At 67.3% G+C, this 17,032-nt stretch carries 10 protein-coding genes; 9 read left to right on the forward strand and 1 reads right to left on the reverse strand.

Going from position 1 to position 17,032, the window contains the following annotated elements:
* Positions 1–198 precede the first annotated feature (198 nt).
* The 9 genes from Pla175_RS01570 to Pla175_RS01615 all read left to right on the forward strand — a co-directional run bounded on the left by Pla175_RS01570 (position 199) and on the right by Pla175_RS01615 (position 15,227).
* A complete protein-coding gene (locus Pla175_RS01570; protein WP_145280669.1) occupies positions 199–1,758 on the forward strand; it encodes a sigma-70 family RNA polymerase sigma factor in 1,560 nt (519 codons plus the stop codon).
* Positions 1,759–2,172: 414 nt separating this feature from the next.
* On the forward strand, positions 2,173–2,481 hold the full coding sequence (locus tag Pla175_RS01575; RefSeq protein ID WP_145280671.1) for a hypothetical protein: 309 nt from the start codon (positions 2,173–2,175) through the stop codon (positions 2,479–2,481).
* 204 nt (positions 2,482–2,685) lie between these two features.
* Positions 2,686–5,616, forward strand: a complete 2,931-nt coding sequence (locus Pla175_RS01580) for a hypothetical protein (protein WP_145280673.1) — start codon at positions 2,686–2,688, stop codon at positions 5,614–5,616.
* Between the two features lie 9 nt (positions 5,617–5,625).
* On the forward strand, positions 5,626–8,034 hold the full coding sequence (locus tag Pla175_RS01585) for a PSD1 and planctomycete cytochrome C domain-containing protein (RefSeq protein ID WP_231954107.1): 2,409 nt from the start codon (positions 5,626–5,628) through the stop codon (positions 8,032–8,034).
* 119 nt (positions 8,035–8,153) lie between these two features.
* Positions 8,154–9,605 carry a DUF1501 domain-containing protein gene (locus Pla175_RS01590; RefSeq protein WP_145280675.1) on the forward strand — a complete coding sequence of 484 codons (1,452 nt, stop codon included), beginning with the start codon at positions 8,154–8,156 and terminating at the stop codon, positions 9,603–9,605.
* Positions 9,606–9,776: 171 nt separating this feature from the next.
* Positions 9,777–10,460, forward strand: coding sequence for a 3-keto-disaccharide hydrolase (locus tag Pla175_RS01595; RefSeq protein ID WP_145280677.1), 684 nt, complete (start codon positions 9,777–9,779; stop codon positions 10,458–10,460).
* Positions 10,461–10,687: 227 nt separating this feature from the next.
* Entirely contained in the window at positions 10,688–12,409 is a 1,722-nt protein-coding gene (locus tag Pla175_RS01600; RefSeq protein ID WP_145280679.1) for an Hsp70 family protein, read from the forward strand.
* Positions 12,406–13,428 carry a hypothetical protein gene (locus Pla175_RS25765; RefSeq protein ID WP_197527197.1) on the forward strand — a complete coding sequence of 341 codons (1,023 nt, stop codon included), beginning with the start codon at positions 12,406–12,408 and terminating at the stop codon, positions 13,426–13,428. The genes Pla175_RS01600 and Pla175_RS25765 overlap by 4 nt, the downstream gene beginning before the upstream one ends.
* Entirely contained in the window at positions 13,425–15,227 is a 1,803-nt protein-coding gene (locus Pla175_RS01615; protein WP_145280683.1) for a J domain-containing protein, read from the forward strand. The genes Pla175_RS25765 and Pla175_RS01615 overlap by 4 nt, the downstream gene beginning before the upstream one ends.
* 126 nt (positions 15,228–15,353) lie before the next feature.
* Here the strand turns inward: Pla175_RS01615 and Pla175_RS01620 are convergent, their stop codons facing one another.
* Positions 15,354–16,946 (reverse strand): hypothetical protein, encoded by a 1,593-nt coding sequence (locus tag Pla175_RS01620; RefSeq protein ID WP_145280685.1) that lies wholly within the window; start codon positions 16,944–16,946, stop codon positions 15,354–15,356.
* Positions 16,947–17,032: the final 86 nt, after the last annotated feature.

Consider the following 17,032-nt stretch of genomic DNA (forward strand, 5'->3'; position numbering starts at 1 on the left):
GACGCTATCGCGAACACAGGTGTTGGCCCCGGCGTACCGACGTCTGCCTGGCCGCGGCGCACAAGGGTGCGACGCGCGACCCGGATTAGATTTGTAAGTCCGCCAAGATTTTGTCCGCGCGGCCCTGTCCGCCCAGCATTCGACCGACCAGCATTTGTCCGCCCATTAGTCCGCCCGTTTGGTGAGGAGTAACCGAACTTGTTCGACACGCTTTTAGAACACGACCTGGAAGACGAAAACGCCGTTACCGCGGGGGTAGTCGACGAGCTTGAAGACGAGCTTGAGACCGACAGCTCCAGCGAAGAGGACGACAGCGAGGCCAGCGAGTCGGACGAGTCGAAGGACTCCGACGACGAGCAGGAGTCGCTGCTCGACCCCGATAACGAGTCGTGGTCGGACGACCCGGTGCGTATGTACCTGACCCAGATGGGCGAGATCCCGCTGCTCACCCGGCAGCAGGAGATCGACCTGGCGCGGCGCATCGAGGAGACCCGCACCGCCTTCCGGCGCAAGCTGTTGGCCTGCGACTACGTGATCCGCAGCGCGGTGAAGGTGCTGGACCGGGTCCACCGCGGCGAGCTGCCGTTCGACCGCACCGTGCAGGTGAGCGTCACCGACCGGCTGGAGAAGGAGCAGATCCTGGGCCGCATGCCGCACAACCTGCGCACGCTCCACACGCTGCTCGACCAGAACCGCGAGGACTACCGCATCGCCCTCAGCAAGAGCGAGAAGCCGGCCCGCCGCAAGGCGGCCTGGCGTCGGTTGGGGCTGCGGCGTTGTCGGGCGGTGGTGTTGGTCGAAGAGCTCGGCCTCCGCACCCAGCGGATCGAGACCATGATCGACCACCTGGCCCAGTTCAGCCGCCGGGTCGACCAGCTCCAGGCCCAACTGGCCCGGATCCCCGCCGGACGCAAGCACCAGGCCGAACGCGGCCCGCTGGTGCGCGAGTGCCGCACCATCCTCCGCAACCTGCAAGAAACCCCCAACAGCCTGCGGCAACGCGTCGCCGGGCTGAAGAAGGTGTACGCCGAGTACCAGACCGCCAAGCGCGGGCTGAGCGAGGGGAACCTGCGGCTGGTGGTGTCGATCGCCAAGAAGTACCGCAACCGCGGGCTCTCGTTCCTCGACCTCATTCAGGAAGGCAACGCCGGCCTGATGCGTGCGGTCGATAAGTTCGAGTACCGCCGTGGGTTCAAGTTCTGCACCTACGCCACGTGGTGGATCCGCCAAGCGATCACCCGCGCCGTCGCAGACCAAAGCCGCACGATCCGCATCCCCGTCCACATGGTCGAGACCATGAGCCGGGTGCGGAACGTCAGCCGGATGCTGCTGCAGCGTCTGGGCCGCGAGCCGACGCTCGAAGAAACCGCCCGCGCGGCCGAATGCACCATCGACGAGGCGCGTCGCGTGCTGGCGATGAGCCGGTACCCGATCAGCCTCGACCGCCCGGTGGGCAACAGCGAGGACAGCCACTTCGGCGACCTGCTGCCCGACACCGGCGCCGAGAGCCCCTCGGTTGGCGCCGCCCAGGAGATGCTCCGCGGCCGCATCGGCAAGGTGCTCAAGACGCTCAGCTACCGCGAGCGCGAGATCATCAAGCTCCGCTACGGCTTGGGCGACGGCTACAGCTACACGCTGGAAGAAGTGGGGCACATCTTCAAGGTGACCCGCGAGCGCATCCGCCAGATCGAGGCCAAGGCGGTCCGCAAGCTGCAACAGCCCAGCCGCAGCGCAGAGCTGATTGGTTTCCTGGACTGATTGGCTTCATAAACTGAGTTTTGTACAATGGCATCACTCGCAAGGATGCCGAGGCAAGCAGGTGCGGCGGGGCGAAGTGCCCCGCCGCACTTTTTTTGCGCGCCAGAACGACCCCCCTTTCACCCACGCACCAACAGCCGACGGGCTCCGCCCCGTCGGGGCAGCGGAGAAGTAGTTTCTACTGCGCCGCCCCGACGGGGCGTAGCCCGTCGGCTATTGGGGGGGGGTGGATTCGGCCTGGTAGCTGCACGTTTCATGCTCGGTAGTTCACTCCCTCTGCCTTACAACACGGTGCTTCCCTGGTTTGCCCCGTGAGAGTAGCACGACCCTCCCTGCGAAGGGGCCGAACACCCGCGACGGCGGCTGAGCATCGAGGGCTTGCCGGCTTGATGGATGCGCCGCAGAATCCAAGACATGCCTATCGATATCGACGGCCTCACCGAAGCCGACCTGATCGACCTGAACCACCGCATCGTCGAGCGTCTGCGTTTCTTGCAGCAGGCGCGGACGCACCGGGCGATGCTGCGGTTCCGCATCGGCGAGCGGGTGACGTTCGACGACGGCGGCGCCCCCGTGGTTGGGGTGGTGACGCGCTACAATAAGAAGTCGGTGTCGCTGGTCGACTCGGTCGGCCGGCGCTGGACCGTCGCCCCGCAACTTCTCAGCCCGGTCGACGCGCCCGCCGACCAGGTTGTGGAAGCCAAGCGGCTCGGACAGGGATAACGCGGTGGGTCTTGGCCCGGAGGAACCGTTACCCGCTGATGGCGCCGTCGTGACCGCAAAAAACGCGCGGCTATCGCCGTCGGCGCAAGGATTTCGAATTTCGGGTTCTCGGTTTCCGCGCCACAACCGTTGGCCGCAACCGCGGCGTGGGGTTAGACTGGGGTTGCCCCTCTCCCGCTCCATTCCGCCGCTGCGCCCCTCGTCATGTCCCACCGCCCCTCCCCCCGCGCCGCCGGCCGGCGGCTGCGAGTTGAGTCGCTTGAGACTCGCTGCATGCTGAGCGCGGATTTGCGGTTGTTGGCGGATGTTGAGACGCGGACGCAGTCGTCCAACCCAGTGGGCTACTGGGAGCTAGGCGACCAAGCCGTCTTCTTTGCGGACGACGGCGGTGGCTACGACCTGTACGTCTCAGATGGTACGGACGCCGGCACCCAGGCAATCAAGCAGTTAGATGCGAGCATTCTTATAACCGTGTCCGGCGTGACCGCTGGAGACTTGCTGTACCTCAGCTTTGCTGCGCAGCTTTGGCGCACCGACGGGACAGCCGCGGGAACATTCTCGCTCACGGCCGGCATGCCCGACCCAACGCTGCGACCACAGAACCTCACCGCGGTGGGGTCGCGCCTGTTCTTCACCGCCAACGAGGACGACCTTGAGGATTCGGGTCGGCACGGGGAAGAGTTGTGGGTGTCGGACGGCACGGTTGCTGGAACCGCGCTGGTGAAGGACATCACGCCGGGCGTTTATTCGTCGCAGCTAGAAGACTTTGTGGTCGCCGGCGAGCAATTGGTGTTCACCAATGACAAGGATCAGGTCTGGATCAGCGATGGGACCGAAGCGGGTACGGTGCTCGTCCGCGACTTCGACCCCGCGGCGCACCCCGACCTGCAACCTGCCGCCGTCCGCGACGGTTACGGCTACGTCGCGTTTGGCTCTGAGCTGTGGAAGTTCAGTCTAGAGTCAGGCAGCGCAGAACTAGCGATCGATTTGGCGTCGCAGGGGGGCGGTCCTGTCGATGGTCTGACCGCCGCGAGCGGGAGCCTGTGGTTCTTCGCAGCGAGTCAGTTTTGGACGTGGGACGGCGAGTCTGCTTCGGCTGAATCCCTCACCGGCATCGGCTTTGGCTCGCTGAAGGACCCCCGCATCCTTGCTGCCCCGTACGGGGTGTTCGTTACTGCAACGGTCAACGGCGCCTCGACGGCCTGGGTGTCGGACGGCGCCGCGGCCGGGACCCAGCAGTTGTACTCAAACGTTGGCGGCACGCCGCCCGACGCGGTGACGCTGGGCGACTTCACCTACTACGCCCGGACGGGCGTGTGGCGGACGAGCGGGCCGCTTGGCGTAACAGAGCTAATTGCTCCGACGACCAGCTACGCGGACGGATCACTTGCGGTAGTGGGCGACCGACTATTCTATGTCGATGCGTACAAGCTCTATTCCACGGACGGGTCCCCTACGGGGACACACGCTGTACCTGGCGGGGAGAAAACGGAGCTCTGGTTCAATGTGATTGGCGACCAGGTCTTCTTTTCTGCAAGATCGCCAACCTACGACCGCGAGCCGTGGCGGGCGGACGCTTCGGGCGCCAGCTTGATTCGAGACATCCGCACCCAAACGTTCGGTTCTTCGCCCCGCCGTCTAACTCCAGCGGGCAAAGGAATTGCATTCGCGGCCCAGTCTACGCGCATCTACCTCAGTGACGGGGAAAGTGTTGCGTCGGTCGCGCCGCTCCGGGTCGATATCAAAAGCGTTAGGCCGATAGTGCAACACAACGGCGCACTTTACGTATCGGGAGGCGTACCGACGTCATCGTTCCTGACTGAGCTCTATCGAATCGATGCAGAGGGGCCGGTTCAAATTACTGCGCTCGTTCCGGGTGGCAGCGTGTCTCCGCCCGATTGGCTCACGAGCACGGACGACGGACTCTACTTTTCCGCGCGGGGACTGGCGGAGGATGGCCAATACGTGCATGGCGTCTGGCGGACGGACGGTGTATCGGGAAGTACGCAACTCGTGTGGTCAGGCGGTTATGCACCACGTAGTCTTCCCAGCAACCTCGTCGTCAATGGCGACAGCCTCTACTTCTTCTCCAGCAATGGACTGTACAGAACTTACCTCGCGTCGAAAGTAACGGAGCTCGTCAAACAATTTGATCGCTCCGATTCGAATGAGCTGGCGCTCTCCAACGGGACGCTCTTTCTCTTCGGTTCAGCGGGACCGTACGTGCGTGAGCTTTGGAGCAGCGATGGAACCGCAGCAGGCACGACACGACTTATCCAGCTTCAAACTAGTTCCCCTTACTCGGCGGCTGAGCGGCCCGTCGTATCGGGGGGCCAGCTCATTTTCGCAAATGTCCCGCCGACTGGTCCGTCTCAACTTGTACGTTACGTCGGTCCAGGCTTGCCATTAGAAACGCTGGTTACCTTGCCGAATCAGATATTCATTTTTGCCGATGTCGGCGGCGTCCTCTACTTTCATTTTTCCGATCCTGAGCATGGACGCGAGCTCTGGAAGCTCGACCCCACGACCGGCCAACCCGTCATCGTCGCCGACATCAACCCCGGCCCTGCCAGCAGCAACCCGCGCGACATCACCGTCGTCGATGGCCGGCTATACGTCGTGGCGACGACGCCCGAGTACGGCGAAGAAGTCTGGGTGGCCGACATCGCCCCCCCCGGCGACTTCAACCGCGACCTAGTGGTCGACGCGGCCGACTACACCGTGTGGCGGGACCGGCAGGGGAGCGCCGAAGATTACCAGCTTTGGCGGGACAACTTCGGCCGGGTTGGCGGGCTCGACGCGTTGCCGACGCCGCCAGAGCCGGAGCCGGCGCTAGCCGGGGGCAAAGAGGAAGGGGGCACGGCGGAGGGGGATTCCGGCGCGGCGTACTTCCGGTCGCCCGCCCAAACGCGCGTGGCGGTGCGCCCGGCATTCCGGCCCCCCGTTGCGTCGGCGGCCGAGCAAGACCTTGCGTTGCTCGAGCTGCTCGAGGCGGCGACTCTCCCCGCGGGCCGTCCCGCTGGACGCCCCGAGTGGCAGATTGGGGGTGAAGACGCCCCGCAAACCGACGATCTCGACGCCGCTTGGATCGAATGGCCCGGCACAGATTTGGCGTCGGGCCGCCAAATCGCTTAAGATACCAGGGTGCGAGTACTCCTCCCGCTAATTGCGATCTACGCCCTCGCTGCGCCCGCGGCCGCCCAGCACGCGGCCCAAGCCCCCAGCTTCGCGCGCGACGTTCAGCCCATCCTTGCCGCACGCTGTTACGCCTGCCACGGGCCGGACCAGCAGCAGTCGGGCCTGGCGCTGCACAGCCGCGCGGGGGCGCTCGCCGAGGCAGACACGGGGACCCCCGCCGTCACGCCGGGCGACGCGGCCGGCAGCGAGCTGGTGCGGCGTATTGCGTCCAGCGAAGCTTGGGAGCGGATGCCCCCCGAGGGGGAGCCGCTCACCGCGACGCAAATCGAAACATTGCGGGCCTGGATCGACGCGGGCGCCGGCTACGAGCCCCACTGGGCGTTTGTTGAGCGGGGCGATCCACGGCCGCCGGAGACGACCGACCAGCGCTGGGCACGCAACGGCATCGACCGCTTCGTGCTGGCGCGGCTCGAGGCGGCCGGGCTGCGGCCGGCGGCCGAGGCCGACAATCGCACGCTGGCGCGGCGGCTCTACTACGACCTCACCGGTCTGCCGCCGACGCCGCAGCAATTGGAAGCGTTCCTGCACGACGACCGGCCCGACGCCTACGAGCGGTTGGTCGACAAGCTGCTCGACTCGCCCCACTACGGCGAGCGCTGGGCGCGGCACTGGCTCGACCTGGTGCGCTACGCGGAGACCAACAGCTTCGAGCGCGACGGCGCCAAGCCGGGCGCGTGGAAGTACCGCGACTACGTCATCCGTTCGCTCAACGACGACAAGCCCTACGACCGGTTCATCCGCGAGCAGCTCGCCGGCGACGAGCTAGACGAGGTGACCCCCGAGACGATGACCGCCACCGGTTACTACCGGCTGGGCGCCTGGGACGACGAGCCGGCCGACCCCGAGCAGTCGCTGGCGGACGAGCTCGACAACATCGTCAGCACCACTAGCCAAGCGGTGCTGGGGCTGACCGTCGGCTGCGCGCGGTGCCACGACCACAAGATCGACCCGGTTCCCCAGACCGACTACTACGGCCTGGTGGCGTTCATGGCGGACGTCACCACCTACGGCGTGCGGTCGGACCAGACCACCAACAACCAGTGGGCCGCCAGCGGCGAGCGGGTGAACCGCCAGCACGCGCAGGCGCAGCGGAGGCTAGCGCAGCTCGAACGCCGCGTCCACGACCTCGAGCAGCGGGGCATCGCCGAGATGCCTGCGGCGGACCAACGCCGCAGCGAGACCCACGAGCGCCCCGAGGTGCTCAAGAAACTCAAAGACTTCCTCCCCAAGGGGGATTGGCAGCGGTACGAGGGCCTCGTCGCCGAGCGCGACGCGGTGGTGCGCGAGCGCGCGGGGCTGCCGAAGCAAGAGTTCGTGTTGGCGCTTGCCAAGTGCGACCCGCGTCCCGACGTCACGCACGTGATGCTGCGCGGCAACGCCCACGCGTTGGGCGACCCGGTAGAGCCCTGCTTCCCGGAGCTGTTCGGCGACGACCCGCCGCGGCTCCCCACCGCCGCCGAGGGCGCCCGTACCGCCGGCCGGCGGCGGGTGCTGGCCGACTGGATCACGGCGCCCGAGAACCGGCTCACCCCGCGCGTGATCGCCAACCGCGTGTGGCAGCACCACTTCGGCCGCGGCATCGTCCGCAGCAGCAACAACTTCGGCCAGCTCGGCACGCCCCCCACGCACCCCGAGCTGCTCGACTGGCTCGCCAATTGGTTGGTCGATAACGATTGGCGGCTCAAGCCGCTGCACCGGCTGATGGTCACGTCGAGCTCGTACCGGATGAGCAGCCAGGCGGACGACGCGGCGCTCGCCGCCGACCCGCAGAACGACCTGTTCTGGCGGTTCGACATGCGCCGGCTCAGCGCCGAAGAGATCCGCGACACGGTGCTGCAGGTCAGCGGGCAGCTCGACGGGGCGCTGTACGGACCCAGCATCTACCCGCGGCTGTCGCGCGAGGTGCTTGCCACGCAGAGCCAGCCCGGCAACGGCTGGCCGACCACCCCCGACGCCCAGGCGGCGCGTCGCAGCATCTATATCCACGTCAAGCGGAGCCTGATCCCGCCGGAGCTTGCCGCGTTCGACTTCCCCGAGACCGACACGAGCTGCGAGGCGCGTTTCGTGACCACGCAGCCGGCCCAGGCGCTGAACCTGCTGCACAGCGGCTTCGTGCAGCGGCAGGCGGGGTTGTTTGCCCAGAGGGTCAAGAAAAAGGCGAGGGGCGAGGGGCGAGAGCTTGTTGTGTATGCGCTCGAGCTAGCGCTCGGCCGGCCGGCGGATGAAGAGACGATCGCCGACGGGTTGGAATTGATCGAGACCAGCCAATCGCGTCATGGGTTGTCGCCCGACGCGGCGTTTGAACAGTTTTGTTTGTTGGTGTTGAACCTGAACGAGTTTGTTTACCTCGATTGACCTTGTTAAGACTGAGATCGGGCGCCACTGCTGGCTTGTCCAGCAGTGTGAAGTGGGTACCCGCTCCGCACTGCTGGACAAGCCAGCAGTGGCACCCCGTAGGAAGGGCGGCCGTGACCATGAGCAAACCCGACTTCTGCGGCCGCACGCGGCGTGAGTTCCTGTGGGAGAGCGGCGGCGGGTTCGGCGCCGCGGCGCTGGCCGGCATGCTGGGGGCCGATGGGTTCTTCTCGAAGAGCGCCCGCGCCTCGCAGGCGCCCGCCAACCCGCTGGCCGCCAAGCCGATGCAGCTCCCGGGAAAGGCCAAGAGCGTCATCTTCCTCTTCATGTACGGCGGCCCCAGCCACATCGACACGTTCGACTACAAGCCGGCGATGCTGGGGATGGACCAGAAGTCCATCGCGGTCGACACCTTCGGCCGCGGCGGCAAGAAGAACGTCGGCCGGATCATCGAGCCGCGGTGGAAGTTCCGCCAGTACGGCCAGTGCGGCAAGCACGTCAGCGACCTGTTCCCGCACGTCGGCGGGTGTGTCGACGACATCGCGTTCCTGCACTCGATGACGGCCGACTCGCCGATCCACGGCTCCGCGATGCTGATGATGAACTCGGGGAAGCTTACCTCGGGGAGCCCGTCGATGGGCTCGTGGGTGAACTACGGGCTCGGGAGCCCCAACCGCAACCTGCCGGGCTACGTGGTGATGCTGGACCCCTCGGGGGGGCCCATCTCGGGCGCCAAGAACTGGTCCAGCGGCTACATGCCCGCCACGTTCCAGGGGACCACGTTCAGGCACGAGGGCTCGCCCATCCTCGACCTCACCCGCCCCGAGGGGGTGACCCGCACGCAGCAACGCGACCTCTTGGACACGCTCGACCGCGTGAACGCCCGCCACCTGGCTGCACGCACGGACAACACCGAGCTGGCCGCGCGGGTGCGTAGCTACGAGCTGGCGTACCAGATGCAGGTCTCGGCGCCCGAGTCGGTGGAGCTTTCGCAAGAGGCCCAGGCGACGCTCGACATGTACGGCGTCGGCCAGAAGCCGACCCACCACTTCGGCTCGCAGTGCCTGATCGCCCGCCGGCTGGTGGAGCGCGGCGTGCGGTTCATCCAGCTCTACTCGGGGGGCTCACACCTGGACGCCAACTGGGACGCCCACGGCGACCTGGAGAACAACCACAACCAGCACGCCGCGGAAACCGACAAGCCGATCGCCGGGCTGCTGCGCGACCTCAAGCAACGCGGCCTGCTAGACGAGACGCTGGTGATCTGGGGGGGCGAGTTCGGCCGCCAGCCGACGGCCGAGTACGCCAAGGGCACGGGACGCGACCACAACAGTTACGGCTTCACCATGTGGATGGCCGGCGGCGGCGTGAAGGGGGGCGTGTCGGTCGGCACGACCGACGAGCTGGGGAGCCGCGCCGTCGAACGCCCGCTCACGGTCAAGGAACTACACGCCACGGCGCTGCAGCAGCTCGGCCTCGACCCCAACCACCTGACGTACTTCTACGCGGGGCTGGACCAGAAGCTGGTGGGGGTAGAGCCGGTCGAGCCGATCCGGGAAGTCATCGCGTAGGGGCGTGCCACCGGTGTAGGGTGCACGCAGTGCACCAAGCGGCGGAGCACCCTCGCCCGGACGAGCACCCGGACGAGCACCCCGACGGGCATCCGAGTGGCATGGCGCCCTGCGTGCACCCTACAATGGGTCCGATAGAGTTTGTCACTTGTCGCCCCAAAGGTCCGCACCATGCCCGCGCTTCTCCTCACGCTCCTGTTCGCCGGCGCCGCCGTCGCCGCCGAGCCCCAGCCGCTGTTCAACGGACGCGACCTCGACGGCTGGCACGCCGACGTGCCGGCGCTTGACAAGAACCCCTCGGGCGAGTCTCCGTTCATCGTCCGCGACGGCATGCTGGTGAGCCTGGGCGACCCGCGTGGGCACCTGATCACCGACGCCGAGCACCAGAACTACCGCCTCGACGTTGAGTACCGCTTTGCCGCGAAGCCCGGCAACTGCGGCGTGCTGATCCACGCGTCGAAGCCGCGGGCGCTGTACTCCATGTTCCCGCAGTCGTTGGAGGTGCAGATGCAGTCGCGCGAGGCGGGGGACTTCTGGTGCATCGAAGAAGACGTCACGGTCCCCGACATGGTCGAGCGGCGCGGCCCCAAGCAGAACTGGGGCGTCAACGGCCGCAAGGCGCGGCGCATCAAGAACCTGACCGACGGATCGGAGAACCCGGTCGGCGAGTGGAACCACATGACAATCGAGACGCTGGGAGACCGCGTGCGCGTGTGGGTGAACGGCGACCTGGTGAACGACGGCGCCGGCTGCACCGCGAGCAAGGGGCAAATCGCGATCCAGGCAGAGGGCTCCGAGGTAGAGTTCCGCCGGTTGGACCTGACGCCGATCGAGGCGCTGAGTGAAGAACAATAGGCTCTCGCGGAGGCGCAGAGGCGCGGAGGAAGAAGGGGAGAAGGGGTCGACAAGGAGCGATTGGAGTTCTTTTGGAGCCGGAAGCGTCAGCGCCCGGAGCTTAGACTGGTGGCGTACAATCCTCCGGGCGCTGACGCTTCCGGCTCTGATTCGTTCTTGATTAGACTCATTCTTGTCCGTACTCCGCGCCTCTGCGAGAGATTTCCGTAGCCCCCAGCGAGCCCCCCGTGATCGTCGGCATCGACCTCGGCACCACCAACTCGCTGTGCGCGGTGTTCCAAGACGGGGCGCCGCGGCTTGTGCCCAATTCCTTGGGGGGGTTCCTGACCCCCAGCGTGGTGGCGGTGCTAGACGACGGCGCCGTGCTGGTGGGCGAGGCGGCCCGCGAGCTGCGCGTCACCCAGCCCCAGCGGTGCGCCTCGTGCTTCAAGCGGCTGATGGGCTCGGGGGAGAAGCTCACGCTTGCCGGCCGAGAGTTCACCGCGCCGGAGCTATCGAGCCTGGTGCTGGGGTCGCTCAAGCACGACGCCGAAGTGCTGCTCGGCGAGCCGGTGACCGAGGCGGTAGTGACCGTCCCCGCGTACTTCAACGACAACCAGCGGAAGGCGACCCGGCTGGCCGGGCGGCTCGCGGGGCTCAAGGTGCGGCGGATCGTCAACGAGCCGACCGCCGCGGCGCTGTGCTACGGGCTGCACGACCGCGACGCCGAGAAGCGGCTGCTGGTGGTCGACCTGGGAGGGGGCACGTTCGACGTGACGCTGATGGAGGTGTTCGAGGGGACGCTGGAGATCATCAGCACCTCCGGCGAGAGCTTCCTGGGGGGCGAAGACTTCACCGAGCGCCTGGTGGCGGTGATCCTCAAACGCGACGGCGTGCAACTGGAAGTGGCGGAGCTGAAGCAGCCGCTGCGGGTGGCCCGGCTGCGCCAACAGTGCGAGGCGGCCAAGCGCGCCCTCGGCGCCGCGGAGGAAGCGCGCGTGGCGCTGCCGGACGAAGCGGGCAACGTCGCGCCGGGGGGCGCCACGGTCAAGGTCACGCGCAAGGCGTTTGCGGACGCGGTGCGGCCGCTGGTTGAGCGGATCGAGGCGCCGGTGGCCAAGGCGCTGCGCGACGGGCGGGCCTCGCCGGGCGACGTGGACGAGGTGATCCTGGTCGGGGGCGCCACGCGGATGGCGCCGGTGCGTGAGTTTGTCGAGCGGTACTTCAGCAAGGCGCCCCTCACCAAGATCAACCCGGACGAGGTGGTGTGCCTGGGCGCGGCGGTGCAGGCGGCGCTGATCGCGGACGACCGCGCGGTGGAAGACATGGTGATGACCGACGTCTGCCCCTTCACGCTGGGGGTCGACTCGGCCAAGGAGATCGGCGCCCAGCTCAAGAGCGGCTACTTCGTGCCGGTGATCCACCGCAACACGACGATCCCGGTCAGCAAGGAGCACCCGTTCGCCACGATCGCCGCGAACCAGAGGACGGTGCGGTTCGATGTGTACCAGGGCGAGCACCGCCGGGTGGAGCAGAACCTGAAGATCGGCTCGCTGGAGGTGACCGGCGTCCCGGCCGGCCCCGCGGGGCAGACGGTGTGGGTGCGGTTCACGTACGACCTGAACGGCATCCTCGAGGTAGAGGCCTACGCCGAGGGGGCGAGCGACAAGTTCAGCACCGTCATCACCAGCCACGCCGCGGAGCTGGACGAGGACGATCTGGCCGAGGCGCTCCGGAAGATGCAGGCCCTGAAGTACTACCCGCGCGAGGACATGGCCAACCAGCGGCTGCTGCGGATGGGGGAGCGGCTCACGGGCGAGGTGAGCCCGTTCCACCGCGAGCAGCTCGAGCAGGCGCTCGACGCGCTCGAACGCGCGATGGGCGAGGGGGACAAGGAGCTAGTAGAATCAACCCGGCAGTTCGTGCTGGAGACGTTCTCGATGCTGGGTTTCGAGGTCGATGAAGAGTGAGCACCCCCACCCCAACCGCCGACGAGCGAACCCGCCGGTACCTGATCCGCCAGTTGCAGCGGAACCCGTGGGAGGCCGCGGATCAGATCGTTGCGTCGCGCGCCAAGGCGCTCGGCCAGCAGCCGAAGGTAGAGCAGCAGTCGAGCGTCGACCCGGCCGAGCAGCGCCGTGCGGCGCGCGAGGGGCTCGACGCGGTCCGGGCCGCGTGCTTCACCGGCGACGCGGCGCAGCTCTCGGCCCGGCTCGACGCGCTGCCGCTAGCGGACCTGCCCGACCTGCGCGCCGCGGCCGACCGGCTGCGGGTGATCCTGGCGTCGCGGAAGGACCTGCCGGCGCTTTCGCAGCAGCCGGGGTTTGATGGCGATTTTTTTGAGTGCTTCAAGCAGGTGCTGGTGAAGCCGGCGCGCGAGACGACGGTGATGCGGGAGCGGGTGCTGGCTTCGACTCGACAGCGGAAGCTCCGACGGCGGCTGAACGGGATGATCGCACTCATGGAGCGCGAGATGCCGCAGTTGTGCGCTCTGGAGCGAGACTGGTTGACGACGCTCACCGCCTCGCGGCCCGTGTTGGCGGCTTTTGGTTCGAGTCGGCTCTCAAGTATTGTGATCGCCACGCTTCTCGCGCCGCTTGTGCTTATCGTTGTTTTTTGCATCGTGGTGGGAACGGTCGTGTTCATCAGCGGCTTGGTAGGGGGCTGGGATTCTTCGGGCGCCGCCCCGCCGAGCACCTACCCCAGCACAAGCGGTGTGCCGGGGCGGTCGAGCAGTACTGCCGCGCCGCAGCCCGATCGCGGATTGGAGGAACGACGCGAAGAGATGGAGCGTTTCCGTGCAGAATCGGAGGCGCGACGCCAAGAGTTGTTGCGAAAAGTACAGGAATTGAAACGACCCGAGCCGCACTCGTTTTCGGACCCGCTCCCTGGCGGGTTCGGGCGCCCAAGGCATGTTCCGGTCCCGGAACCGGTGTTCCCCTCGCCGCGGCGGTTGCGGCCGCTGCAAGAAGGTGAACGCGAGTTTTGAGCGACCCACCCGAACACCCTGACGCGGGCGACGAGCCGGAACCCGAATGGTCGCGCCTGCCGCACGACGCGGTGGGCTTCTTTGCGCTCACCGAACCGATCGACCGCAAGGAACTGAAGCGGGCCTACAACCGCTTGATCCGCCGCTACAAGCCGGAGCGGGCGCCGGCCGAGTTCCAGCGGATCCGTGCGGCGTACGAGCAGCTCGACGAGCGGTTGCGGTACGGGGAGTCGGTTACGCCCGCGCCGCGGCAGAAAGTGGTGTGGGAAGAAACGCCGCCCGAGGAGCCGGTTCCCGAGCGCGTCGTCCGTCCGATCGGCTCGGCGCGGCCAGAGCCCCGCGGGCCCGATCCGGTCGCATCGCCACTCAATTCGCCGGCGCCGGCGCCCGATCCCCAGCCTGACACCCCGCCGTCCCATTCGCCGCCGACTCGGCCAAAACCAACGCCGAAGCGGCCTGCGCCGCTCACCCAGCGGTTGACGACTGAGCCGCCGGGAGAGCTTTATGCCCAGCTGATGCAGAAGCAGCATAAGTCGCCGTTTGATTACTATGCGCTAGCGGTGCTGGCGGACGTGGTGGAGCGCAAGGCGCCGCTAAAGTTTGCCGAGTGGCTGCTGGCGGGGGTAAGGGCGCACCCGGGGGACGGCGCGCTGGCGCGGCTGCTGCACGAGTATGTACGCGGTCCGCTCCCCGACGGCGCCGCCGAGAAGCTGCTGCCGGCGGTTGCGCGCGTGGTGCGGAACGACGGGTTCTACGCGTTGACCGAACCGTTGTGGCGGTCGCTGCTGCGTGAGACGTCCGTCGATGAGTTTGCGGGGCTTCTGGCCGCGTGCGAGCGCGAACTGCACGACACGCAGATTGTGGGTCGGATGGTGTTCTACGTCCAGCTCGCGGGGGGCGCGCTGCTGATGGGAGAACACCCGTGGCCGCTGCAGGCGATCGACTACGTCGAACGCAACTTCGAGCAGATCCCGCCGTGGATGGAGCAGGACGTCGACATGCTGGGCGTGCTGCGTGAGTACGCCGCGGTCCGCGCGAGGTTTGTCCAGGGGCATCCGCTGCGGGCGCAGATCGACGCGGCGCTGCGCGACTACTTCACGCAGGACCAGCAGGCCGGCGACCGCAGCGTGGTGGCGTGCCAGGTAGCGATCGCTAGCGACTTAGACGGACTCGCCGCGGCGTTTCCGCTGGAAGAGAACGAGCTGTACGAGGCGTTCTACCCGATCTGGGCGTTCGTGAGCTGGGACGTGGGCGAACGCCACGCGCCGCCGGTAGAACAGGAGTCGCCGGCGCCTGATTGGTCGGGGCGTGTGGTAGAGTTGGTCCGGCTCTTAGGGCGACAGGGCATGGACAGCGTCACAGAGCTCAAGTGGGGGACCGTTGGTTGCCTGACCGGACTGCTTGCAACGGTGATCACGGCAGCCGTGGTCGGCGTGGTTTATCTGGTGCTGGCCGCAGTAGTCCGTTTGATCTATAGCCAACCCCCTGATTGGCTGTTTATCGCCTTCATCATCGCTTGCATCGTGGGCCCTGCCGCGCTCTGGCTGGTGGTGAAGCACAAGCTCAACCCGCGTATACGCGACCCCTACCGCGAGAAGATCGCGAAACGGATGTTCCGGGACGTCTGGCGCCCCGGCGTGCTCCGGTTCTTGCAGCGGTCGCATCTCGACGACCACATCTTCCGCACCCTGCTGGGCAAGACCCCGGCCGACATCCCTATGGCGGCCGAGATTTACAGATTCGTCCAGCAAGACTACGCGGTCCCGATGCTCGTCACGGCGCAGCGCTTCCTCGCGTAGCGGTCTTTTCATAGAGCCGGAAGCGTCAGCGCCCGGAGAGCACGCGCCGATGAGAACTCCGCGCGCTAACGCTTCCGGCTCCATCGCTTCGCGGCGCGTCCTCCGCGCCTCCGCGAGAAATCTCCGTCAACCGCCGACAGCCACTTGCTCGATGCTCGTCAGGTGCCCCTGTTCGGCGGCGCCGCCGATGGCGATTAGCGCGTCTCCCACGGGCAGCAGGCGGTGGAAGAAGCGGGGGGTTTGCAGCTCCGCAACCGGGGTCCACTGCTTGCCGTCGTCGGACAGCTCAACCAGCACCCCCTGCATGCCCGAGGCGTAGAGCTTGTCGTTCATGCCCCAGGCGCTCACCCCAAAACCGTCCATGCCGGCGCCGGGCAGGTCGGCCAGCGTTTGCCACTGGTTCGTCTCGGGGTTCAGCCACTCCACCTTGCGAGAGATCGCGTGGTCGGCGTTCATCCCCCCCAGCAGCACCAGGCCGCCGCGCCACTGGGCCGCTGCCAACGCGCGGCGGCGGGTCGGCGGCGCGGGGATGGCCTGCCAGCCCGCTACGGGGTTGTTGAAGTCGTACACGCAGCCGCTCTCTTGCCACTCGCCCTCGCCCTCGCCGGCCAGCTTCCAGCCGCCGGAGACGTACAGCTTGTCGCCGATCACTACCGCGTCGTGCGACGAGCGGGCCGCGGGCAGCGGCGCCAGCGCGGTCCACGCGCCGGTCTCGGGGTCGAAGGCAGCGAACTCGTCGACCGAGTGCATCTCGGCTTCTTCGTTCACGTCGTTCGTGGCGCTCATGCCGCCGACGCGGTAGAGCTTGCCGTTATGGGCCACCAGCGCGAGGCCTTGCAGCGGGGTTTGCATCGCCAAATCTTCCCACGGCCCACCGGCCAGCGGGGCGCGGCGGAAGTGTTGCGAGAGGTTCTCTTTCGAGTGGTCGTGCGCCTCGCCCGTGTGGCCGCTGTAGACGTACACGTAGTCGCCGGCTACCGCGGCGCCGAAGCTGGAGAGCCCCTCGGCGAGCGGCGCCAGCTTGGCCCGGCCGGCCAGCGGCGTCGCCGGGTCGTAGTCGAGCGTCAGCGTGGCGTACTGCATGGCGGATTCGTACTTGGCGCCGTCTACCTCGCCCTTGGCGTCTTCGTCTACATAGCCCACCGTGAAGCCGACCAGCCCCTTGGAGAGCGAGCGGAAGACCGCCTCGCCGCGCTTGTCGGAGTCTTCGCTGGCGGTCTCGCCGGCGGGGTCGATGAGCGTGACGGTGGCGCCCTTGAGGGGCTTGCCGTCGCGGTAGACGGTGAGCTGCACGCCCCCCTCGACGCGCTCGGCCACGGCGTCGAGCGCCGGCTGCTTCTTGGCTTCGGGCACACGCCACGCGCCGGGCTGGGCGCCGAGGTACGCCTTGGCGTAGTAGGTGAGCAGCGCGCCGTGGTAGACGCCGTACTGGCACTCGGCGGTCACCACGCCGGCGGTCGCGGCGCCAGCCTCAGACACGCGGCCGAGGAACGGCCCCTCTTCAACCGCCTTCATCTCCAGCGTGGTGGTCTTTCCCTGCGGGTTGGTCCACTGCACCTTGGCGTTCTTGACCGCCTCGGGGAGCTTGTAGTCGCGCTCGGCGGGGGTTTCGGAGAAGTAGAGCCGCACGGCGCCGTCGGGGTCGGCCGCGAGCCAAGGGAAGTGTGCCTGGGCCGTGGCGGCGGCGAGGGTCAGTGCTAGTGTGATCGGGAGTTTCATGGCAGTAGGGTGTACGAAGTACACCATGCGGGGGAGGTTTCTTAGGGGAACGCTTCTTTCCGGGGCTTGGTGCACTTCGTGCACCC

The sequence above is a fragment of the Pirellulimonas nuda genome (assembly GCF_007750855.1).
Taxonomy (GTDB): domain Bacteria; phylum Planctomycetota; class Planctomycetia; order Pirellulales; family Lacipirellulaceae; genus Pirellulimonas; species Pirellulimonas nuda.